Origin of the sequence: Psychrobacillus mangrovi (genome assembly GCF_037104765.1) — a bacterium.
GTDB lineage: Bacteria > Bacillota > Bacilli > Bacillales_A > Planococcaceae > Psychrobacillus > Psychrobacillus mangrovi.
Genome location: NZ_JBAWSY010000030.1, coordinates 1 through 22,676, shown reverse-complemented (window position 1 = coordinate 22,676; position 22,676 = coordinate 1). Strand labels below are relative to the sequence as shown.

The window sequence follows — 22,676 nt, the reverse complement described above, 5'->3', positions numbered from 1 at the left end:
CTGGGCCGTGTCTCAGTCCCAGTGTGGCCGATCACCCTCTCAGGTCGGCTACGCATCGTCGCCTTGGTGAGCCGTTACCTCACCAACTAGCTAATGCGCCGCGGGCCCATCCTGTAGTGACAGCCGAGACCGTCTTTTAACATTCCCCCATGTGAGGAAATGGATTATTCGGTATTAGCCCCGGTTTCCCGGAGTTATCCCAATCTACAGGGCAGGTTGCCCACGTGTTACTCACCCGTCCGCCGCTAAATCAGAAGAAGCAAGCTTCTTCTTCATCCGCTCGACTTGCATGTATTAGGCACGCCGCCAGCGTTCGTCCTGAGCCAGGATCAAACTCTCCATAATAGAGAACTTAAAAAGCTCATTTTGTTTTGCTGGCATCATCATTAAATGATGTCAAAATTGTTTGCTATCTGACTAACCGAAGCTAGTCTATCAAGCTATATGTCTTAACGTTTTGCATGTTCAGTTTTCAATGTTCATTTTTAAAACGTGTCGTTTTGACAACTTTTATATCATAACAAATTCTTTTTTCATTGTCAATATCTTTTTTTAATTTCCTTTTTCGACATAAGAACGACGAGTGCTTATCATAACATCCTTTAAGTGTTATGGCAAGTCTTTTTCTTGAACTTTCTAAATGAAAATATTGAATCCTCAATGACTAATACTTAAGTAAACTATAAAGTCCCAGAAGTTAATTTAACATTAAGGAAAGAATGTGACTTTGCAAAATGGCCAAAGATTATTTTTACTAAAATCTAATTCTATAGAAGAAACTCTTATGTTGAAAATATTTCTCATCAATAATTAAAAATCAAGTAAGGAAGAAAGTTATTGATTAAAGCACTTGTTATTTAATAGATATACTAAGGTAGCTCCTTCTATTCGCTCGTTCACTGTCGCTCTAAACAAGAAGGTAAAGAAAGAAGTTATAATTTTCACAAGAATAATACCTAAGAATTAATATACGAAAATTAGTACATGACTCTAACAATCCCAGAAAAGCAATATAGTCGGCGTTATATAGATGGCATTGAACAAAGATTTTAATTAAGTCCCATCTTCTACTTAAAGTTCTATTTTTTCATGAGAATCATAAAATAAATAGATTCTAACTTTTAAGGTGTAAAGGGGATAATAAGATGTTTGCAGTATTTTTTTATGAAAATAATTCTATTGTGTTAAATCAAGCTTTGAGAAATATACCTTCTGTTGATGAAGATATAAGAATTAAGGGACGTAAAGGAAAAGTTACTGGCGTTCAGGTGATGGAAGAAAACATTATTCATGTACAAGTAGAGTTCGAAAAAGTAGTCGTTAAAAATAAAGCCGCTCTGAAAGATCTTGGGAAAAATAAAAAGAGATAACTCCCATAGATAAGCCTATTCGTTCATTTAATTAGAAAAGCCCTCAAGTGCTTAATCACTGAGGGCTACAATCTTTTTTAATTATCTAATGGGAAATGATAAATTATTTAAGATTAGCTAGCACTAAAACTACTCCCCGACACGTACTTCATGGACTACAACAAATGCCTAATCATCAACATTGCTGAAGAGCTGTTTTAATGGGACTAGTTCCTGATGATTGATGATAATATAAAACTTCTTTATGATTCAGGGATTGTTACTTCCGTCCGGTTATTCAGTCCTTCTATTACATAATCGATTACTTTAGAACATAAGAACACTGCAACAAGGGAACTTGATCGATAATGAATACCGAACCCGCAATCAATATAATATCAGTTTCGAGGTCACCTTTCGATAGATTCAAGCCTATAATTGACCATCATCTTCTTTTATAACCTTTTGCATATTTTTCAATCATTTTATGTTTTTGTTACAATAGATATTAGATACTTTACAATACTAAGGAGAATTCTATTGGAAAAATTACAGTTTTTATATCAACTCAAACTTATTCCTTCCTTATTAAATCAAGATAATTGGACTGAAAAAGAAAATTCAATCATTCAACATCATTTCGAGGTATTACAAAATTTGCAGGAAGAAGGAAGACTCCTTTTGGCGGGTAGAACTTTGAACTTAGACCCAATTGGCATCGTCATTTTAGAAGTTGACACAGAGGAAGAAGCCATTGAACTTATGAATAACGACCCCGCTGTTAAAGAAGGAATTATGGAAGCACAACTATTTCCATACCGAGTAGCTTTATACAAGAAGTAAAAAAAGTATTTTACCGCTAGCGAGCAGGTATATGAGCGCAAAAAGCTCTTCCTTTTATATCGGAGAGCTCTATGTTACTTTTATTAAGATGATAATCAGAGTATTATAATCAATTCAACTCAACGTGCAATTTTCATTTTAACAACTGATCAATCCATTTTTGCACCCTCAATCCTTCTTCAAATGAAACCACTAAAGACTCCTTACCGTTTATCAAGCTATGACACGCGTCTAAAAGACTATCAGGCTGATTGTCGGGAAAAACTTGAACAGCTTCTTGATCTTTTTCACTTACCCAAAGCTCTGACCAATTGCGAATTGTCATTACTTTTTTTGTTCCCAAAACCTTAAATTCCAAACGTTCTTCCTGTCCAATTCCTGACAAGCTATTCAAAACAATCGGTATCCCACTTTCTGTTTTAGCAATTGCCGTCACACCCGTTTCGCATAGATCCTCATTTTCTGGGTAGGTTGTATAGTGGGAGGAAATCGTAAAATTACCGAACAGATAATACATAAGTTGTAGATAATGTGGAAATATTTCTCTTATGAAGCCACCTTGTTCTCTTGAGGCAATCCACGGATTTTGTTGCCACTTTCTTGGCCAATGAGGAAAATAGGTTTGTAACTCAATTCTAACAATATCTCCTAGCGAAGCTGTAGTTATCTCCTTTTTAAGTAGTTGTATAACAGGACTATACATTAACGGAAAATGCATCGCTGTCTTAATATTAGCTTCTTCTGATACTTTAACCATCCTCATTCCATCTTGTGCATCGTGAGCAAGAGGCTTTTCAGAAAGAATATTTAGACCATTCTCTGCTATCAGCTCTGCTAGTGGAGCATGACTTACAGGAGGTGTCCCGATATAAACCCAATTTGGTTTAGATAATAAAAGCTCATCTAACGATTCAGCCACCGGGAGTTGGTATTTAGTTGAAATTTCCTTTAGTCTTGTATTATTTTCATCGAATACGGAAACAATTTCGCAATTAGGATGAGCCAAAATTTGATTAATAATACGCTCCCCAACGATTCCTGTCCCAATTAAGCCAAATGTAGTTTTCATCATAACTTACTCCCTTTCTTCTTTTGCTTGTTAATTTCCACTTTTTTTCATTATCCATTCCTTTACTTCTTTTGCAGTTCGTTCCGGTTCATCCCACTGTAACATATGCCCGCCACCTTTCATCGATATCACAGTAACATCATTTAAATTATTATTTAACTGTGAAATACCAATGGCTCTAGCATCATCCAAGTTTTTAGGACTAGTAGCGTGAATTAATAGCAGCGGAACCTTAATAAAAGGATAAGCTTCAATAAAAGATTCTTCAAAAAAAGCTTTTATAATGGATAATACAGTGAATTTAGAAGTGACTAGCTCAAATCGGTTATCTTTCTTTTTGAATAGAGATAAAACATAACCTTCTCTGTTTTTGTCCCAATTTTTCGTATATAATTTATACTCTTCAAAGATACTCTCTTGATCGGTAAACACAGAACGATCCATATAATCATTCCATCCTGCAATCGCATAGTTAAAATTCATTTCGGGCTGATTTTGCGGAAAAGTGTAGCCTCCGTCTAGCATAATAACCCCTAATACTGCGGAAGGATTATGTTTTGTAAAATGGATAGCCAAATCCGCTCCCCACGAATGCCCCAATATATAGAAAGGTTTTGGTGTGATTCGTTGAATTACTTGCTGATACCACATTGCTAATGCGGAAAACAAATAATCATTTTCTTTATCGAATGAGGATGTTTTCCCGTGACCAGGACTATCAATGATAATAAGATGAAAATCTTTTTCTAAAAGGACCGCTATTTCTGAGAAACTATATAAGCAATTGCCTGCAAGTCCGTGGAAACAAATGATGATTTGATTGTTTTTATTACCAAATTCGTAGTAATTCACTTTGCTACCATTGATTATTAAGTTGTAATTTCTCAAAAAAATTCACTCCTAATCTTACTCGCCTCAGAACTTATATTTCACGGAAATGAACGAAATTTCTAATCGTTAAAATTATTGTCGCCAGCAAAAATTAGATAAAAATTTTGAATATTTATATTGCATTTTTATATCATTTCATCCTTTTTTTAATAGTTTATATAATCATAATCGTAACTTACTTAAACGAATAATCAGCGAACGATTGGGGATTCTAAGGTTGAATTGGAATGAACATGTGATTCAAAACATGTTTACATTGGGTTTTCGGAACTCCTTTCATTTCTTACAATAATGACAGTAGCCAAAAATCCACATATTTCCTTTCAATTAAGTTTTAATTGATCTATTCACCCATTGTCGTCTTAAACCCAATAGTAGCATAGCTACCGTTGTAACGAGGTACTTTTTTTGATAATTCAGATAGGAGGAGTTCCAAAAAAATGACTAATAAACCACAACAAAACATTAGTTCAAAAAGTGCATTTACTCGTTTCATGGTAGGTTCAGTAATGACTGCATACGGAACTGCACGACTAATGCGAAACCCGAAAAGCAGAAGCGCTCAAGCGCTCATCATGTTCGGCGCAATGAGAGCTGCGGAAGGTGCAACAAAATATTGCCCGTCAAAAGCAATGGGTTCATCAATGATGAATAGTAACATGGTACAAAAAATGATGGGCGGAAATGCTACTCAAAGTACATTAGCTGGTGCCGGAGCTACGATGAATAGTGGTACCCAATTTGGGCAAAGTTCTACGAGCGGGACCAATAGTCAAGCAAGTGGAAACATCATGCAAATGGTCGGAAATATCGCACAAAAATTAACCGGTGGAAATACTGCTCAAAATAATAAGGCAGGAACTCAAAACATGAATAGTGGTAATCAACAAAATGGTCAGAGTGGCAACATCGCTCAGACAATCGGAAATGTTGCCCAGCAAATGACCAGTGGAAATGCTGCTCAAACTATCGGTAACATTGCTCAAACCGTGGCACCACAAGTTGGTCAAGTAATGAACAATATGACTGGCATGACCGGTTCACAAAATACTGCAGGAACCAATAATGTTAAGAAACAAGTCTCTGCTACAAGTGGAGCATCAAACACAAATTCTCAGGCGAACAGTAATGCTAATAATGGAACTATAAATGGACAGAAAAATGCTACTACCAAATCAACAACAGCCAATAATACCGGAAACAAGCAAGCTACATCCTCGAGTGGGAACAACAATCAAAAGACAAATGCAACAATTCCTCTGCAAGACGGAGCAACCAATAAAAATATTGCAGCTTCATCAGTAATAAATACTTCAAATTCAACTAACAAAAATACACCTACATCGAATATTTTGCAATAATGATAAAACCTGTCACCACACGAATTGTGGTGACAGGTTTTTAGTGTGCAAGCTAAGTCTAAAGTAAGTTTGAATAATGGGAAACAAAAAATATTTATTTTTTTGAGAATTCAATACTATAATGATAAATATGAATACTTGTAATCTTTTAATATAAACTAGGAGGCGTAATAATGAATTTTAAAACAACTGATCTATGTGATGACTTTTCAAATGAGATTCAAGTAATTGGTTCGGAGTTTATATCATATGGAAATAAGAAAAGTTTTTCAGGACCTATTAGTACTGTCAAAGTATTCGAAGACAATGTCTTAGTAAAGCAGTCTCTTGAAACTATTCCATCAGGAAATGTTTTAGTAGTAGACGGCGGAGGATCTCGCAGATGTGCTTTATTAGGAGATCGTCTTGGTGAAATCGCTCAAGATAGAGGATTAGCTGGAGTCATTATAAATGGATGTGCACGTGATACTTCAGAGTTATCCAAATTGGAAATAGGTATTTTTGCATTAGGAAGCAACCCGTTAAAAAGTCAAAAAGCAGGAAAAGGTGAACAAGACGTCGCTGTTCAATTTTTAGGGGCCGAATGGAATCCAGGTTACTTTGTATACGCTGACGAGGATGGCGTCATTGTTTCTAAAAGAAAATTAGTAGATTAAAGAAAAAATCAACTACTAATAATAATTATCAAAAAGGACCTGCATGAGTATTTCATGCAGGTCTCACATTCTTGCAAATCGAGTATAAACATCATGTAATGTTTCACATCCAATTACCTGCGCTTTTTCTAAGTATATACTCCATAGTTTTGCAGTCATTTTCGCATCACCTAAAGCGTGATGACGACCTACTACAGGAATGTTGTTATGATTACATAAATCTTCTAACGTCGTCATATTCATTTTAGGTTCAATCATTTTAAAGAGAAAAGATGTATCTACAATTCGATGCTTGAAAGGTGTGCAAAACAATAGAGAACTTGCAGATTGCAAGAAGTTCCTTTCATGATTAGCGTGATGAGCAACAAGCGTGCACTCTTGTTTATATTCAAGAAATTTTATTAAAACATCTGTTAATGGCTCCGCTTCTAATACTTGCTCATTGGTAATGCCAGTTAATTGCACAATATGCTCCGGTATTTCCTTTTCGTAACAGACTAAAGAATAAAAAATATCTTCTTCAAGAATAGTCGTACCATACATTTTTGTTGCACCGATGGAAAGTATGCCATCTCCTTTTTCTGGAGAAAAGCCGGTTGTTTCTATATCAAACACGACGACATTTAATTCATGTAAGGGGATATTTAAAGCCTCTTCTTGATTGATTTCTTTCTGCAAATGTCGTAAAAAGGCCATTTGTTGGGTATTTCTTATATCCCCAAGACCGATGTTCGTCCGCTTTCCTTGAAGCCCACGTAAAATTTGCATAAATGGTTCAAATGCCATTCTATCACCCTTTTTCTAACTAAATACACGTGCTACAACGATTAACCTTAATCAACTTCTATGACATCTGCTGCAGGTTTTACCTCTTTTCAATTTTTGGTTAAAGTTAGTGCAATCACTTCATCATGAAGCCTCTTACCATCTTTTATAATACGCTTTATCTCTTTGCGTTCTTCTTTAGATAATTTTTCAATGTTTAAATATTGTGTATCAGAATATGATTTTACTTGCGTCAATAAAAGGCGATACTTTAATAAGTCCGAGAAATTCTTTTCACAATTTTTCAGCATTTTTTCATAGTCGTTTAGGTTAATTATTCGGTTCATTCGGGATAATGTAGAAGTTTCTTGAATTCCCTCTTTAATAGAAAGTAATCGAATAGCATTAACATAAGGCAAAAATGCTGCATATTTCAAGTTCACACAACCTTGATAAATTCCATGCCTTTCTACTATTATTTGCCCAATTGGCCCAATGGCATTTTTAACACGCATAACATTCGCTGTAAAACGTTGCAACAGAAATGGATGTTTTAATTGATATTGGTATATATAAGATTTTAAACGATAGATATAACCAAACTTCCCATGTAGAACCCTTGCGTCAAAAAAAATCTGTAGGTACCTAATTGTTTCCCAGCTTTCCGTTTCCATCCAAAGTTGAATCTGCGTTTGCCAATCTTGTAATGATTTACACCATATTGGATTAGAGCTCATAACTTTACCTTGACAATAAGGATATCCAGTAATATCAAGTCCGTGTGATATTTCTTCTCCTAACTCTTTAAAGTAGCTATCATTTTCTACACTAGATACTTCATATACGATACCATGATCTTGATCACTGATGAATCCTTGTTCAAACCGCCCACCACTCCCAGTAATAAACCATGAAAAGTTGCAGGGAGGACTATCTCTTTTCATTTTACTTTTGGCAATTCTCAATACTTTGTGCATCACTTGATCATGAAAATCATTGAGAGAAATGGTGTCGCTTAGGAAAGCGGTTATATTATTATCCTTCCACTCTCTAATAGACTCATAAGTTTCCACGATCACACTTCCTTTTATGCAAAAAGCCCCTGAAACAGAGGCTTTAGAATTATTTATTGAGTTTATATTATTTAGATGGCGATTCTTCTAAAATCATTTGTTCTGGGTAGCCATAGCTACCATGCTCACTTAAATCTAAGCCCATTATTTCTTCTTCTTCAGAAACACGAATGCCGCCCATGACTTTTTTCATTATAAATAGGATAGCATAGGACACTATGAAAGCAAATAAACCACATGCAACAACCCCCATTAATTGGACGCCCAATTGCTCGAAACCACCACCATAGAATAATCCAGGTTTACCAACTGATGCAAGCTCTGGTGTAGCAAAGAAGCCTGTTGATAAGGTTCCCCAAACCCCTGCTGCTCCGTGTACGGATAAAGCATAGATTGGATCATCAATTTTTCTTTTCTCAAAGAATCTAGCGCTATAAAATACTATTACTCCCCCTATAAATCCTATAATTACAGATGCCCACACATCTACAAATGCACACGATGCCGTAATAGCAACTAAACCTGCTAAAGCACCATTTAAAATGGTTGGAATATCTGATTTTCCTAACACAACCCAAGATATTAACGTTGCTGCAACAGCACCTGCAGCAGCTGCAAGAGTTGTATTTAAAGCTACAAAACCAAAGAATGCAGCATCTACCGAAACCGTACTACCTGCATTGAAACCAAACCAACCAACCCAAAGGATTAATACTCCTAAAGCAGTATACACCTGGTTGTGACCAGCGATATTATTTGCTGACCCATCTTTATTAAATCTTCCAATTCTTGGTTTAAGCAACATTGTTGCTGCAAGTGCTGCCATAGCACCAGTTAAATGAACTACAGTCGATCCAGCAAAATCTTGCTTGCCATGTTCAGCTAACCAACCACCACCCCATACCCAGTGAGCAATAACAGGATAAACAATAATTCCGAAAAGAATGGTAAAAATCACGTATGCAGAAAATTTCGCACGCTCTGCAAATCCACCAAGAGAAATTGTCACTGCAATTCCTGCAAAGGCTAGTTGGAAAACAAAGAATACTGTAGTTGCAAGACCAGCGCCTTCAATTAAATCTCCTCCGTAGAAAAAGTCTGACATGCCTACGAAGAAATTTGCATCACTACCAAAAATAAATCCGTAACCAACTGACCAAAACACTAACGATGCTAAACCAAATGTAAATATGGTTTTTCCAGCAATGTGACCCGCATTTTTCATTCGTGTTGAACCAGCTTCAAGTAGAATAAATCCACCAATCATAAAAATAACTAAAATTGCAGCAATCATCGTCCACAAACTGTTCACCAAATACATTACATCTTCCATCAAATTATTCCCCCTTTATTATATGTTATGTTTTATTACTTATTAATGTTAGAAAACATAACATAACTCTTATAATGCTTATTTTACTAATATTTTCATTAAAGTCAATACCATTATCAGAATAAATTTTATTTTATGTTAATAAATGTGACATCTTATTGAGTTACGTTATTTTGCTTCTATATAAAAACTGCAGTAATATTCAATAAAATAACCGTCTGATGATATGCACCGATAACGGCAAGTTAATATTTCAAGTATTTCAATTCGTACTCATCAGTCACTAAAATCTGATATAAATACTTTGGAACTATAGAGAATGTTCAATGAGTACTAGTTAAAGTAATCATTATTTTTTCCTTGGTTGTTTTGAGTTGTGGAGGGGTTAATCGGTTCGTTGACTCGCGAGTTGGAATAGATCGTGAAGGTAGTTTGGGGCAACTTCTTTTGCTCAATTAATAATAAATAGACCTAATTTTTTCTATTGGAGTTAAAAGGATTCAAACACATATTTCTATAGGAACAATCCAGCCTTTATGACATACCCTGTATTTAGGTTGTACCGGTAGATACTACCGAAAGCTTGTTAACGTATATTCCACGAGCTATGATTGGGCTCATTATTTTTTATCAGTGGCCTATGGAGAAATTCGAAATGTGAGGGATAGCTATTTAGTCTGCGGTAATATTGCACACGACAGGAAACTCGATTATCGATACTCTACCACTGAAAAAATACTTTAATATTAGCGACGGGTATGGTAACACCCCTTTTTTAATTCCTGACTTTACAAAACGAATATAAAAAACGTTACTATCAGGTTGAAAAGAAATACCTAATACGTTCATTTTTAAATATGGGCTACTCCTATGTTTCATTTTAACTAGGGGTAGCCCTTTATTTGAACATTAAAGAGGTGTTACTCTCACCTTTAAAAATAACAGCGCAGCGGCTCATCCCTTCCTGAGGCATTTGCCCCTTCAACAAAAAATATGGTGCGTATTATACAACTATATCTGTTATTAAGGAGGTGCATGTTATGCCAGGAAAAAAAGGAAAAAGAGGTAGTTCATCTTCCGGAAGCACGTCAACTGGAAGTACTTCTACCGGAAGCACATCTACTGGAAAAAATTCAACTGGAAACACTTCAACTGATTCTACTTCATCCAGAAATACATCTTCAGGAAGTTCATCATCAAATAGCTCGTCTAGTTCTTCGTCTTCTAGTAACCGAAAAGGAAAAAGAGATAGTTCATCTACCGGAAGCACATCTACTGGAAAAAATTCAACTGGAAACACTTCAACTGATTCGACTTCATCCAGAAATACATCTTCAAGAAGTTCAACATCAAATAGTTCGTCTAGTTCTTCGTCTTCTAGTAGCCGAAAAGGAAAAAAAGGAAAAAGAGGTAGTTCATCTACTGGAAGTACTTCTACCGGAAGTACATCTACCGGAAACACTTCAACTGGTTCAACTTCAACTGGTTCGACTTCAACTGGTTCAACTTCAACTGGTTCAACTTCAACTGGTTCAACTTCGACTGGTTCGACTTCAACTGATTCGACTTCAACTGATTCGACTTCATCCCGAAATAAATCTTCAAGAAGTTCATCATCATCATCAAATAGCTCGTCTAGTTCTTCGTCTTCTAGCAGCCGAAAAGGAAAAAAAGGAAAAAAAGGAAAAAGAGGTAGTTCATCTTCCGGAAGCACGTCAACTGGAAGTACTTCTACCGGAAGCACATCTACTGGAAAAAATTCCACTGGAAACACTTCAACTGGAACTACTTCAACCGGAAACTCATCTACTGAAAGCTCATCATCAAGTAGTTCATCTTCTAGTAACAAGTATTAGTAAATTTCATCTACTAAAACACTTTTGGATAAAAGCTTTCCTTTAATCATAACTGTTTGGGGTTAAGGAAAGCTTTTACTCCCACATAACAGATTTATTTTCTGACGACTAACATAGCCCTTGTTCCAAAATAAAGTACTATGGCTATGTTAGTTGCCAGCTAGCGCAAGATCTTATCCTATTAAATTTAAGCAAGGGGTAATTAAATGTCATACCAAATTCCATCTTATTTCTTAATAATCGAAGAAGATGAGCTAAATCGTTTAAGAAAAAATTTAAACAGTGATGACACTGTCCCTAGCAAATTGAAAGTTGAAAAAATTACTTACGATATCAAAATTGCCTATCGCGGTGCTTATACACGAAAGTTTCGAAAACGATCGTATACTATTAATTTTAAGGATGAAGAAAAATTTTACGGAGCTCGTAAAATACACCTCAATGCTGAATACAGGGACCCTTCACTTATTCGAAATAAACTTTCACTTGATTTTTTTCAAGATTTAGGAGTGTTATCCCCAGATAGTCAACATATAAATCTCTACCGGAACAGAGATTTAAAAGGTGTTTATTTGCAATTAGAATCGGTCGACGACTTGTTTTTAGCTAGAAGAAACCTTCCTTCTGGTCCGATATATTATGGCATTAACAATGATGCGAACTTTTCCTTTACGAGAGATGAGAAACCAAAAGAATCACTTATGTCAGGTTATTTGCAAGCCTATGGAAAACCTTCCGACGATGACTATCTTCATAAATTAATAACTACGATCAATACTACACCTGAATCTAAATTCCTCGATGCAGTGTCCCAACAACTAGATATGGATAAATATCTAAACTGGCTAATCGGCGCAATTTGTACTATGAATAATGACGGATTTACTCATAACTATGCTCTTTATCGCAATAGCGAAACCGGTTTATTCGAGAAACTTCCTTGGGATTATGATGCAACGTGGGGACGAAAAGTGAGCGGTGGTATCATGGAGCATACTTATGTTCCTATTGAAGGGAAAAAAGGAAACCACCTTTTATATCTTCTTTTCAAACTCTCTGAATTTCGAAAGCTTTACAAAAAGAAATTAGAGGAAACACTAGAAACTAAGTTTACTATCAAATATATGGAGCCAAAAGTTTTAAGTTTGCATCAATCAGTTCGCCCCCACCTCCTACTCGACCCTTATAAAAATAGGAAAATTGAAATTTTTGATCATGAGCCCGATATCATTTTTCAATTTATTAAAGATCGTCGTAATTATTTACAAAGAAAATTAATGGATTTTTAAATGAATTAACAGAAAGGAAAAATGCGGTGGGTCCATTTTGCATAAAAGATACAGGTAAATATGGAAAAGGTTTATTTGCAACACGTGACATTAAAAAGGATGAACTTATTGAAGTATCACCTGTTTTAATTTCACCTAAAAAAGAATGGAAATATTTAAAGAAGACGATACTCTTCCATTACTGCTTTTACTGGGGCAAAAACGATACGGCTATTGTACTTGGATATGGGGCACTATTTAATCATTCTTACTCACCAAATGTTATGTATGATAATAATATGGAGAACTTAACAATTGACTTTTATGCTTTAGTGGATATTAAACAGGGAGAAGAACTTACAATTAATTACAACGGATATATAGATGATATGTCAGAGTTGTGGTTCGAAGTAATTAAGTAAACTCCCTATAATCCGATTCACTATATAAATAAAACGATTTTTTATTTGTCATGATTCCTTTGTAAAGCCCAAGACTAGACTAGATCTGATCTTGGGCTTTTGTGTTTATTGTGGAGTGTTAATCTTACTCCATAGAGTACTTATTATTTTGCTACTATAACTGGTATCCCTTGAGCTTTAATAGCGTCAATTTTATCGTCCGTCGTTTCTTCATCCGTTATGACTAACCCTAATTTTTGAACAGGATACATACTACTAAATAATTCAACACCAAATTTATAATATTCTACAAGCGTGATTAATTTTCGAGAGTTATCATAAATGATCTTATGGAAAATGGCCACTTCTGGCGTCGCTGTACTCAAACCTTTAGACGATAAACCTCCCGCAGTCGCAAAACATAAATCAATAGTAAATTGGCGAACAAACTCTATAGCTAAAGCATCCGTTATGTTTCCAGAACTTTTCATTCCCCCGCCTATAATATAGGTTTGTACGTTTTCCCTCGTTCTAAGATGGTATGCAATCTCTACTGAGTTTGTAACAACTGTAAAAGGAATGTTTGTCGGAAGATACTTTAACATAACATAATGGATAGATGCTCCTCCAATAAATACTGTTTGATTTTCCTCAATATATGTTACCGCTAGCCTAGCTATCGCATTTTCATATATACTACCTTCGCCATAGCGGTTAGAAGGCGGTTGAGCTCTTTTCGTAACAGGCGATGTAGGAATAGCCCCTCCATGCGTTCTCACTAAAAGCCCCGATTCTTCCATAATTGTTAAGTCACGCCTAATAGAATCAATAGAAAGGTTATATTCATCCGCCAAATCTTTAGCGATAACTCGCCCTTCCCTTTGAAGCTTTTCTAAAATCTGAGCCCTTCTTTCTTCCGAAAACATTTATCCATCCCCTTTTTCCTGTTCCGTATTATTCTACTATATTCATCTTTTTAAATATTTTCTCCCTTTTCTCTCTTTGAATATTCTAATTATTTCATGTTTGTTCTGTTTTAGTCAAGTAATTTATAAAGTTTTTCATGATTATTCATGTTTTTACTAAAAAAGTAATCGAATCAAGAATATTTTTTGTTGTTATACATACATTAGTTGTGCTCACAATGATTTAACAATTTGATAAATTAAAATAACCAAAAATACTAAATTATCAAATTTTTAAGTGTATTTGCCAATATTTTACGTTATAATCCATGATAGAAGGGGGAGGGAAACTTGATAAAACAATCAATTATTGAAAACGTATTGGAGGCTGCTCTATCAACGGGTGGTGATTTTTCGGAAGTATTCATTGAAGACAAATATGTGAACAGAATGGAAATGCAAAGTGGAAAGATAGAGAAAAGTATTTCAGGCCGTGATTTTGGAGTGGGTATTCGTATTTTTTCGGGATTTCAAAGCATTTACACTTATACAACCGACTTCACGGAAGAAGGTTTGCTACTAGCTGCAAAACGTGCAGCACATGCTATAAAAGGTGGATCTCACGGAATTATTCATCCGCTGCAAAAAGAGCTATATGATCCGATTCACCAAATCGCACAAATGCCACAAACGGTTGAACATGCAAGAAAAGTTGCCATCATTCGTAAGGCAAATGAAATTGCTAGAAATTATGATGAACGTATCCAACAAGTTGGCCTTCGCTATATTGATGAGGAACAAAATGTGCTGATTGCAAATTCGGAAGGTAAATTTATAGAAGATACCCGTGTTTACAGCAGGCTATCTATTCAAGCTACTGCCACTGACGGAGTAGAAATGCAGACCGGCTTTTATGGACCTGGAGCACATGCAGGATTTGAATTTATTGAAAACCTAAATCTTGAACATTATGCAGGTGAAGCTGCACGAATTGCAGTGACTATGCTTGGTGCGGATGAATGTCCTAGCGGAAAATTCCCAGTTATTATCGACAATGAGTTCGGAGGGGTTATCTTCCATGAAGCATGTGGGCACGGATTGGAAGCTACTTCAGTAGCAAAGAATAATTCCGTCTTCGCTAATCGGATTGGTGAGAAGGTTGCACCAGATATCGTGACTTATATAGATGACGGTACCCTACCAAACGAATGGGGCTCCCTAAATATAGATGATGAAGGTGAAAAAACTCGCAAAAATGTATTGATTGAAAATGGTATATTAAAGGGCTATTTAATCGACAAGTTTAATGCACGCCGCATGAAATCAGAAGCAACTGGTTCTTCTCGTCGTGAATCTTATCGTTTCAATCCAACTTCTAGAATGACTAATACGTATATTGCACCTGGTACTTCAACACCTGAGGAAATTATTGCTTCCACTGAGTATGGACTTTACACAAAATATATGGGTGGAGGCCAAGTAAATCCTGCAACAGGTGATTATAATTTTGCAGTTATGGAGGCGTACCTAGTAAAAAACGGGAAAATAGATCGTCCGGTTCGAGGTGCAACACTCATTGGTAATGGAGCTAAAACATTACAGCTTGTAGATCGTGTTGGAAATAATCTTGCCCATGGTGCAGGAATGTGCGGTTCAATAAGCGGAAGCCTTCCTGTTAATGTCGGGCAGCCAATGATACGTGTCAGTGAAATAACAGTTGGTGGTACGAAGGGGGTTTAAGCAAATGAATATTACTGAATTTCAAGAAGAACTTCTCATTAAAGCAAAAAACGTTGGTTTCACGGAAGTCGAAGTGTATTATGAACGATCTGAATCCTTCCAATGCCTGATTTTCGAAGGAGAAATTGATAGCTATGAAACTTCGGAAGACGCAGGATTTGGTCTACGAGGTCTATATAACGGGAAAATGGGATACGCGTATACCGAAAAAATAGATGAAGATTCCATATTATTTTTAATCGAAAGAGCAAAGGCAAATGCTGAAGTACTTGATAGTGATGATGGAACTGATATTTTTGAAGGAAGTGATGATTATGCTGGCCATAATTTCTATAGTGAAGAACTAGCAAAAGTCCAAATTCCTGACAAGATTAATTTTATTAAATCGATTGAAAAGAAAGTACTGACATACGATCCTCGAATCATAACGCTAAACTATTGCATTTTACAGGATTTTTCCGGTGAGAGATTGTTAATTAACAGTAAAGGTCTCTCATTGAATGAAAAAAAGAATGGACTTATCATATTCATTTCAGCTGTTGTAAAAGATGGTGAAGAAATGAAGACAGGTAGTTACATTAAAATGACTCGTGATTTTCATTCTCTAGACGCAGACGAAATCGCAAAAGAAGTAGCCGAGGAAGCCTTATCTAATCTTGGGGAGAAATCAATTCCTGCAGGCAAATACCCAATTATTTTGCGAAACGATGCAGCGGGGTCCCTACTTGCTACTTTTTCACCGATTTTCTCGGCTGAAAACACTCAAAAGGATCAATCACTTTTAAAAGGAAAAGTCGGACAAAAGGTGGCAACTGATTTATTTACATTACTTGATGATCCTTTTCATCCAGATGCTGTAGCGGGTTCGAATTTTGATGGTGAAGGTGTAGCAACCAAAAGACGCATCATTGTATCAAATGGAATACTTGAAACCCTTCTTCATAACCGTAAAACTGCTAAAATAGAAGGAAGCGAAACAACTGGGCATGCTCATAAACCTTCTTATAAAAGCACTCTTACAGTTGCACCTTTGAATATGTATATTGCACCTGGGAAAAGAACAAAAGAAGACCTTATATCAACACTAACAGAAGGTGTTTTGATAACAGGTCTGTCAGGCCTTCATTCTGGAACAAATGAAATTTCAGGTGATTTCTCCATCGCAGCGACAGGTTTCCATATTAAAGATGGAAAAATCTCATCCGCTATCAAACAGATGACAATCGCAGGTAATTTTTTTGACTTAATAAAGGATATAGAAGAAATCGGATCTGACCTCCACTTCCTTCCAGGTGGCTATGGATCACCTTCTTTACATGTGAAAGAACTTTCTGTTACGGTGGATTAAGAAAGCATGGGGAATTCTCAACAATCGAGAATTCCCCTTTTGTATATAAAATATGCCAATTCATACTAACTCGAAGCGATTATCAGTCAAGCGGAACCGAATAGGTATAAAGTTCATGTGCTCTCAAACGAGAGTTTGAGCGTTTGTCAACATTCCGGGACCACCTCAACTATGGAGGGTGCCTCTTTTTATTTCCTCTGTCTTCTTCAAGAACCAGTGACGATTCGGTCTTTCTAGAGGGGTGACATTCATAATAAAATAGCCAATTATTAATATTAAAATAACTAATGAATAAAGTAATGTGTCTATAGGGTGATCATGTTCCACAATAATTAGTCGAATCATAGCGGTAATTCCAACGTACAAAAAATAACGTAGTGGGAAATGGTAGTCTTCTTTAAAATATTTGACGATCATTGTTATAAATTCAAAATATAAAAAGAATATGAGGATATTTGCGAGGAATTGCTTGTAATCACTACTTCCTTCCATCAACAACATCTTTACAAAAACAGTGAGCTCTTTGATGAGGAGGAATGATAATATTAGCGCCAGAAGCACTAAGCAGAAATTTAAAAAGGTTTGTAATACTTTAGGTATGACCTCTATTACATCTGAAAGTCCTACTCTTTTCTTAGACATTCAATTCCCCCATTCATTTTTCTTCACATCAAGTGATATGATTATTAAGTATATGTTAGGTTTTCTAACATGTCTAGAATTTTTTATTTCATAATTCAAAAAGGGTACGCTTTTATTATACAAATATATTGTAAACGACGTATTAAATTAATAAAAAACCATTCCCATCCCACTAATCTAAAGTGGAGATAAGAATGGTTTTCATTATTTTGATTGAGGTTCTTCAAAATCTTCCTCAAGGCGTTTCACAAATTCTTCTGCAGCACTATACCCTTGTTGCTTTAAGTACCAGCTATTTGCTGCAGCCTCAATTAAACCAGCAACATCGCGTCCAGGTTGAAGCTGAATTTGAATGTGTGGGATTTGAACCCCCATATAATCGATAAATTTCGTTTCGAGCTCTAACTCGTTATTGAGTGCGTTATGCTCCCACTTTGTTAATTCAATATCAAGTGCAATTCGCGTTTCTTCTTGAAAAGCTTTTCTTCCATATAAGCGAACAACATTTAACAATCCGATACTTCGTAACGCCAGAAATTCCTTGTTCTTTTCATTATGAGACCCTAAAAGGGTTTGAGGACTTAACTTTTTCAATACAACGATATCGTCTGCAACCAAACGATGCCCTCTCCCTATCAATGTATGAGCTGTTTCACTCTTTCCAACCCCAGATTTACCACGTAGTAGTATCCCCATTCCGGAAACGTTTACACATACTCCATGAATTGCTATTTCAGGAGCCATCGCTTTAATGACAAACGCGTCTATTTTCTCACTAACTTCACTTGTAGAGTCATTCGTACGTAAAACTGGTATTTTTTCCTCAACACAATACGAAATTAAACCTGGTGGTTCCTCTTGATTGGATGTTATGACGATACATGGTGGATCATAACGAACAATATTCCCAATTCGAAGTTTTGATTCTTCCTCAGAAAGAGTATGTAAATAATTGATTTCATTTTTTCCTAATATTTGAACATGATCCGTCGCAATAAAATCAAACTTATCCATAAATTCAAGACCAGGACGTCGTACTTTTAATTGTTTTAATACGCGGTGCATTTGATCATGTCCACTTAAAACTTCAAACGAAAACCTCCGGACAATATCTTCTACTGTCATTGTTTTCATAGTTATAACACTCGCCTTCTAATTATCATCTTTAATCGTGCTCTTAAGCATTTTCAGATGTTTAAACATTCAATTATATGTGTAATGACAATTCATTATACTATGAGAATTGAATAGATGTAACTAGAGAATGCTTAAATAAACGAACAGGGGGTATATTCTTGTAACACTGAAATACGGGGGTGAACAAGTATGTATCTTGATATAATAATCAAAATTATTGTTGGACTTATAGCTTTGATGCTCGTAATCCGCATTCTAGGTAAGAAAGAGCTAGCCAAACTTACTCCATATGATGTCATTTATACACTTGTTCTTGGAGGAATTCTAGAAGAAAGTATATTTGACGAAAAAGTGAAAATTTCTCATTTTCTCTTAGCAATAACAACTTGGGCAGTATTAATATTTTTAATTGAAAAAGCAACCAAGCAATGGAATCCAATTCGAGTTCTTTTAAAAGGAGAACCAGTTAAGCTCATTAGCAATGGTAAGCTTGACATGAACAAGTTTGATAAAAATCATTTAGAAATGGAACAATTACGTTCTGCTTTAAGAAAACAAGGAGTGTTCTCCCTCCGTGAAGTGAAAGATTTGTTTTTAGAACCCGGAGGCGATTTAACTATTAATAAATACGTTCAGTATGAACCGGTAAAAAACGGAGACTTTCCAACAAAGGCTAGTAATCAAGATCCTACTGTACTGTTAATAGATGAAGGAGTAGTAAAAGAGGATATTTTAAATTTTATAGGTAAGGATAAGAATTGGTTATTAACAAAACTTTCGGAAGAAGATTATACGGATATCGAAAGTATTGCCTATTGTGAATGGTCGGAAACAGAAGGTTTATTTGTACGAAGCTATTAGGAGGCAAACGAATTTAAAATTGCAAAAAAGGCGTCCATCATGTTGATGGACGCCTTTTCGCTTGGAATGTCACACAAATTGATTTTCTTTACTATCTGGTTTTGAAGCGTCAATCATTAGAAAAATTGCTGTAAGTATATGCATTATCATTCCTACAAAGGGGATCCATGCGATACAAGATGTAACTATTCCTAGTATGCTACCAGTAGTAGATCCACCTTCCTTGTTAGTAATTACTAGAGTAATAATATGTAGGATTAACATCACAAATAATGGTATCCATAAAAATGAGAGTACAATTGTTGCCCCTAGAATAGGAATTCCTAAAATTGCCTCAAGGCCACCAGTGACCCACTTTAAGACTTTTGAAGATGACATTAAATTTCCCCCTGTTTATTTTTCTGAAATATTATAATAACGTTAAATATACCACATTTTCCAAAATATATCTGTCTATTTATGATATTGTTCCTATGTCAATTAACTTATATTAATTTACATTGAAAATTTTTCGATAGTTAAACTTCTTTACAGTACATTCTTACAATACTCTATAAAGTTTTCGTATTATGTTGACATTATTCGATGGAATCATACAATAGAATTAGGACATAAGTAGTTTTATATGTATTTTTTATTATTTTTAACCAATTACTTTTGTAGTGTTTTTTTCGAGGAATTATTTTTTGGCAAAAAAATTATTAGGAGTTGAAATTATGTCAAGTGATAAAAAAAATAAGTCAATGGGTTGGTTGAAGGGAGTTCTTACAAATCAAAATCATTTTCCCCAAATAGAACAAGAAGGAAAAGAAGAAGTCTCTATTCAGCTTATAGAAGAGTATAGTAATATGGAGGATTCCTTTCCTCCAGAAAAGCCTAGTAAAAAGTACATATTATCAAAAGATAACCAAGATAAGTTATCTTTAGATTTAATTGTTTCGTTAGAGAACCTACTAAATGATCGCCAATTGATGTTTTTTAAAAATGAAGGACTTGAAGAACAATTACAAACTGCAAATGAATCAAATAGTCGTTTAAAGCATGATTTGGTAAAGAAAGAACAACTTGTTCAAGACAAAAATAAAGAAATCCGTACACTTGAAAGTAATCTTACAAACAAACAAATGAGCTATGATCAGCTCCTAGAGGATTATAAGGAGTATCAAAGCACTTCAAGTAGTGATTTTGACAATATTTCAATTCAACTTGAAAAAGAGATCAATAAATACAACATGCTTAAAGAAGAGTCCTCCAATAATCAGTATCAAAACATGCTTTCTATTAGAGAGCTCGAAGAGAGAATAAGAGAATTGGAAGTTGAAAATCAAAAATCCATTGAACAATATACACAAGTACTAAAGGAAAAAAATGAATTAATGAAAACAATCAATGATTTTACTGAAAGAATGTCTTTTTCATTCTCTACTAAAGTAACTAACAAAGATTAAAAAAGAACTCTCCATTCACTAGTAGAGAAAGGAGACAACTTATGTCAGTCTATCTAGTAAAATTAGTGGAATTAATATCAATTAATATAGAATCAGATCAATCATTTTTGCATATTAAATTAACAACTGAAAAAGATGTAGAATTATTTTGGAAAATTGATGATTTCACAGCTGAGAATTTGAAGGCATTGACTATGCTTGGTGAACATCATAAATACAGACTGTCCTTTTATAGCTCGTGGGATTCAACAAAAAATCAATATATTAGTTATTTAACAAGGACTTTCCTAGATCAAAGTGAAAAAATCTATTTTGCTTGTTCAGAAGCATACGTAAAAGGATTAAAAGCTATTAAAACTGACGAAGTAAATAGTCAGATTCTTATACCGCCGATTACCAATTCTTTACCTATTGAACCTAAAAAAAAGAAACATAAAAAATCTTTGCAGAGTTTTGCTTGGGTCTGCTTAGTCTTTATGAGTGTATTGACGATCGCTCTAGTGGCAAATTCACTCTTATCTATGGCAGAAATGAATGAAAATAGTAAAGAACTTAAAAAAAATAAAACGCAAGAAATAGAAATACCTATCGCTAGTTTGAAAGGTAAAACCGACTCTTTTCAAAAAACTAGTATTCCCGAACAAGAATCGGTCATTCCTTTAGTAGAACTAAGCGAGAACGTTAACTTTCGCATTCAGGAAGGAAACGTTGCCCTTACTTTCGATGATGGCCCTTCCAAATTCACTAAGGAAATTACAGATATTCTAAAGGAACATGATGTAGGTGGGACATTCTTTTTTATTGGAAAAAATGTAGAAAAGCATCACGATTCTATTCAATATGTCAAATCCAATGGATATTCTATTGGAAGTCATTCTATGCATCACCACAATTTTACTAATCTATCAGTAGAACAACAGGAATACGAACTCTTACATACAAACAAATTAATTGAAAATATAACTCAGGAGAAAATAACTCTTTTTAGGCCACCATACGGCTCTAAAAATGAAATTACAATAGAATTAATGGATAAAACGAACACCAAGATGGTACTTTGGAATGCTGATACGGAAGATTGGAAAAGTCAAAATGCTAACGAAATTGTTAATTATGTTGTCAATTCTAAAACCTCAGGGTCAATAATCTTACTACACGAATCACAGGCAGTTACAGAAGCATTACCAAGAATAATTGAACATTTGAAAAATCAAGGTTTACATATTGTTAGTTTAAACTAAAGATAAAATAATATATAAAGGAGCTGCCTAAGGGCAACTCCTTTATTAGTCTCATTTAATAATACCTTAGTTTACCAGCCAAATACGGACTTCATCTCGTTTATACTATTCTCTTGCTGTTTTAAGCTTTCTAAATATTCTTCACCGTTTATCGTGTTTACTTCCATACCTAAGTCATCAATACGCTTGATATGCTCTGGATCTTGAGCCGCTTTAGAAATTGCATCAGTTATATAAAGGATTAACTTCAGTAAACTATCATCATTCTAAAATAAAAAATACATTTTAGAGCATGCTTTTAGGATTAGTTGGAAAAATTAACACTTTTGGTCTTCTGTAAAGAAAGTAGACAAATTAATTCACGACGTTTTTTCTTTTGCTACCGCGCTACCGCTTGCTGGGATGGTGAAAACAGGATAGGTCAAAACCATACCTATCCTATTTCCACCATCTCTAATTTTCTCACCCGGCAACTGATAGTCGACGTTT

21 protein-coding genes and 1 rRNA gene are annotated in these 22,676 nt (G+C 35.0%); 11 read left to right on the top strand and 11 right to left on the bottom strand.

Going from position 1 to position 22,676, the window contains the following annotated elements; genetic code table 11:
• Positions 1-345 (bottom strand): 16S ribosomal RNA (locus WAX74_RS20030); the annotation flags it as partial.
• Between the two features lie 800 nt (positions 346-1,145).
• On the opposite strand from WAX74_RS20030, the gene WAX74_RS20025 reads away from it, so the two are divergent.
• The gene (locus WAX74_RS20025; protein WP_336499418.1) at positions 1,146-1,370 is read left to right on the top strand and encodes a hypothetical protein; all 225 of its coding nucleotides are present in this window, start codon (positions 1,146-1,148) and stop codon (positions 1,368-1,370) included.
• 519 nt (positions 1,371-1,889) lie between these two features.
• Positions 1,890-2,192: a YciI family protein gene (locus WAX74_RS20020; RefSeq protein WP_336499417.1), complete on the top strand. Its 303-nt coding sequence runs from the start codon at positions 1,890-1,892 to the stop codon at positions 2,190-2,192.
• Positions 2,193-2,325: 133 nt separating this feature from the next.
• Here WAX74_RS20020 and WAX74_RS20015 read toward each other — a convergent pair whose 3' ends face one another.
• On the bottom strand, positions 2,326-3,264 hold the full coding sequence (locus WAX74_RS20015) for a Gfo/Idh/MocA family protein (protein WP_336499416.1): 939 nt from the start codon (positions 3,262-3,264) through the stop codon (positions 2,326-2,328).
• A 27-nt stretch (positions 3,265-3,291) separates the two neighbouring features.
• Positions 3,292-4,149 (bottom strand): alpha/beta fold hydrolase, encoded by an 858-nt coding sequence (locus WAX74_RS20010; RefSeq protein ID WP_336499415.1) that lies wholly within the window; start codon positions 4,147-4,149, stop codon positions 3,292-3,294.
• 443 nt (positions 4,150-4,592) lie between these two features.
• Between WAX74_RS20010 and WAX74_RS20005 the strand changes: the two genes are divergently transcribed.
• Complete coding sequence (locus WAX74_RS20005) at positions 4,593-5,513, top strand: hypothetical protein (protein ID WP_336499414.1); 921 nt, start codon at positions 4,593-4,595, stop codon at positions 5,511-5,513.
• Between the two features lie 173 nt (positions 5,514-5,686).
• Positions 5,687-6,169 (top strand): ribonuclease E activity regulator RraA, encoded by a 483-nt coding sequence (gene rraA / locus WAX74_RS20000; RefSeq protein WP_336499413.1) that lies wholly within the window; start codon positions 5,687-5,689, stop codon positions 6,167-6,169.
• Positions 6,170-6,232: 63 nt separating this feature from the next.
• Here the strand turns inward: rraA and WAX74_RS19995 are convergent, their stop codons facing one another.
• The 4 genes from WAX74_RS19995 to WAX74_RS19980 form a co-directional block, all read right to left on the bottom strand.
• Complete coding sequence (locus WAX74_RS19995; RefSeq protein ID WP_336499412.1) at positions 6,233-6,937, bottom strand: exonuclease domain-containing protein; 705 nt, start codon at positions 6,935-6,937, stop codon at positions 6,233-6,235.
• Positions 6,938-7,044: 107 nt separating this feature from the next.
• A complete protein-coding gene (locus WAX74_RS19990) occupies positions 7,045-8,007 on the bottom strand; it encodes a DUF294 nucleotidyltransferase-like domain-containing protein (protein ID WP_336499411.1) in 963 nt (320 codons plus the stop codon).
• Between the two features lie 67 nt (positions 8,008-8,074).
• Positions 8,075-9,340, bottom strand: a complete 1,266-nt coding sequence (locus WAX74_RS19985; RefSeq protein ID WP_336499410.1) for an ammonium transporter — start codon at positions 9,338-9,340, stop codon at positions 8,075-8,077.
• Between the two features lie 1,003 nt (positions 9,341-10,343).
• Positions 10,344-11,189, bottom strand: a complete 846-nt coding sequence (locus WAX74_RS19980) for a hypothetical protein (protein ID WP_336499409.1) — start codon at positions 11,187-11,189, stop codon at positions 10,344-10,346.
• Between the two features lie 213 nt (positions 11,190-11,402).
• Here WAX74_RS19980 and WAX74_RS19975 point away from each other — a divergent pair, with 213 nt between their 5' ends.
• Both WAX74_RS19975 and WAX74_RS19970 read left to right on the top strand, forming a co-directional pair.
• Complete coding sequence (locus WAX74_RS19975) at positions 11,403-12,485, top strand: CotH kinase family protein (RefSeq protein WP_336499408.1); 1,083 nt, start codon at positions 11,403-11,405, stop codon at positions 12,483-12,485.
• 26 nt (positions 12,486-12,511) lie between these two features.
• Entirely contained in the window at positions 12,512-12,886 is a 375-nt protein-coding gene (locus WAX74_RS19970) for an SET domain-containing protein (RefSeq protein ID WP_336499407.1), read from the top strand.
• Positions 12,887-13,029: 143 nt separating this feature from the next.
• On the opposite strand, the gene WAX74_RS19965 is transcribed toward WAX74_RS19970, so the two are convergent.
• Complete coding sequence (locus tag WAX74_RS19965; RefSeq protein ID WP_336499406.1) at positions 13,030-13,791, bottom strand: DeoR/GlpR family DNA-binding transcription regulator; 762 nt, start codon at positions 13,789-13,791, stop codon at positions 13,030-13,032.
• A gap of 330 nt (positions 13,792-14,121) precedes the next feature.
• Here WAX74_RS19965 and WAX74_RS19960 point away from each other — a divergent pair, with 330 nt between their 5' ends.
• On the top strand, positions 14,122-15,510 hold the full coding sequence (locus tag WAX74_RS19960; protein ID WP_336499405.1) for a TldD/PmbA family protein: 1,389 nt from the start codon (positions 14,122-14,124) through the stop codon (positions 15,508-15,510).
• Positions 15,511-15,514: 4 nt separating this feature from the next.
• On the top strand, positions 15,515-16,858 hold the full coding sequence (locus WAX74_RS19955; RefSeq protein WP_336499404.1) for a TldD/PmbA family protein: 1,344 nt from the start codon (positions 15,515-15,517) through the stop codon (positions 16,856-16,858).
• Positions 16,859-17,023: 165 nt separating this feature from the next.
• On the opposite strand, the gene psiE is transcribed toward WAX74_RS19955, so the two are convergent.
• Both psiE and hprK read right to left on the bottom strand, forming a co-directional pair.
• Positions 17,024-17,500 (bottom strand): phosphate-starvation-inducible protein PsiE, encoded by a 477-nt coding sequence (gene psiE / locus WAX74_RS19950; protein WP_336499403.1) that lies wholly within the window; start codon positions 17,498-17,500, stop codon positions 17,024-17,026.
• A 204-nt stretch (positions 17,501-17,704) separates the two neighbouring features.
• On the bottom strand, positions 17,705-18,634 hold the full coding sequence (gene hprK / locus WAX74_RS19945; protein ID WP_336499402.1) for an HPr(Ser) kinase/phosphatase: 930 nt from the start codon (positions 18,632-18,634) through the stop codon (positions 17,705-17,707).
• A 192-nt stretch (positions 18,635-18,826) separates the two neighbouring features.
• On the opposite strand from hprK, the gene WAX74_RS19940 reads away from it, so the two are divergent.
• On the top strand, positions 18,827-19,498 hold the full coding sequence (locus tag WAX74_RS19940) for a DUF421 domain-containing protein (protein ID WP_336499401.1): 672 nt from the start codon (positions 18,827-18,829) through the stop codon (positions 19,496-19,498).
• 69 nt (positions 19,499-19,567) lie between these two features.
• Here the strand turns inward: WAX74_RS19940 and WAX74_RS19935 are convergent, their stop codons facing one another.
• Positions 19,568-19,876 carry a hypothetical protein gene (locus tag WAX74_RS19935; protein ID WP_336499400.1) on the bottom strand — a complete coding sequence of 103 codons (309 nt, stop codon included), beginning with the start codon at positions 19,874-19,876 and terminating at the stop codon, positions 19,568-19,570.
• Between the two features lie 338 nt (positions 19,877-20,214).
• Here WAX74_RS19935 and WAX74_RS19930 point away from each other — a divergent pair, with 338 nt between their 5' ends.
• Together WAX74_RS19930 and WAX74_RS19925 are read left to right on the top strand one after the other, a co-directional pair.
• Positions 20,215-20,946, top strand: a complete 732-nt coding sequence (locus WAX74_RS19930) for a hypothetical protein (protein ID WP_336499399.1) — start codon at positions 20,215-20,217, stop codon at positions 20,944-20,946.
• Between the two features lie 65 nt (positions 20,947-21,011).
• A complete protein-coding gene (locus WAX74_RS19925; RefSeq protein ID WP_336499398.1) occupies positions 21,012-22,187 on the top strand; it encodes a polysaccharide deacetylase family protein in 1,176 nt (391 codons plus the stop codon).
• Positions 22,188-22,676: the final 489 nt, after the last annotated feature.

What these genes read in the sequence shown, in the direction of transcription:
- WAX74_RS20025 (WP_336499418.1), top strand. Translation starts at nt 1,146, where the DNA reads ATGTTTGCAGTATTTTTTTATGAAAATAATTCTATTGTGTTAAATCAA.
- WAX74_RS20015 (WP_336499416.1), bottom strand. Translation starts at nt 3,264, where the DNA reads ATGATGAAAACTACATTTGGCTTAATTGGGACAGGAATCGTTGGGGAG.
- WAX74_RS20005 (WP_336499414.1), top strand. Translation starts at nt 4,593, where the DNA reads ATGACTAATAAACCACAACAAAACATTAGTTCAAAAAGTGCATTTACT.
- rraA (WP_336499413.1), top strand. Translation starts at nt 5,687, where the DNA reads ATGAATTTTAAAACAACTGATCTATGTGATGACTTTTCAAATGAGATT.
- WAX74_RS19995 (WP_336499412.1), bottom strand. Translation starts at nt 6,937, where the DNA reads ATGCAAATTTTACGTGGGCTTCAAGGAAAGCGGACGAACATCGGTCTT.
- WAX74_RS19985 (WP_336499410.1), bottom strand. Translation starts at nt 9,340, where the DNA reads ATGGAAGATGTAATGTATTTGGTGAACAGTTTGTGGACGATGATTGCT.
- WAX74_RS19975 (WP_336499408.1), top strand. Translation starts at nt 11,403, where the DNA reads ATGTCATACCAAATTCCATCTTATTTCTTAATAATCGAAGAAGATGAG.
- WAX74_RS19965 (WP_336499406.1), bottom strand. Translation starts at nt 13,791, where the DNA reads ATGTTTTCGGAAGAAAGAAGGGCTCAGATTTTAGAAAAGCTTCAAAGG.
- WAX74_RS19955 (WP_336499404.1), top strand. Translation starts at nt 15,515, where the DNA reads ATGAATATTACTGAATTTCAAGAAGAACTTCTCATTAAAGCAAAAAAC.
- psiE (WP_336499403.1), bottom strand. Translation starts at nt 17,500, where the DNA reads ATGTCTAAGAAAAGAGTAGGACTTTCAGATGTAATAGAGGTCATACCT.
- hprK (WP_336499402.1), bottom strand. Translation starts at nt 18,634, where the DNA reads ATGAAAACAATGACAGTAGAAGATATTGTCCGGAGGTTTTCGTTTGAA.
- WAX74_RS19940 (WP_336499401.1), top strand. Translation starts at nt 18,827, where the DNA reads ATGTATCTTGATATAATAATCAAAATTATTGTTGGACTTATAGCTTTG.
- WAX74_RS19935 (WP_336499400.1), bottom strand. Translation starts at nt 19,876, where the DNA reads ATGTCATCTTCAAAAGTCTTAAAGTGGGTCACTGGTGGCCTTGAGGCA.
- WAX74_RS19930 (WP_336499399.1), top strand. Translation starts at nt 20,215, where the DNA reads ATGTCAAGTGATAAAAAAAATAAGTCAATGGGTTGGTTGAAGGGAGTT.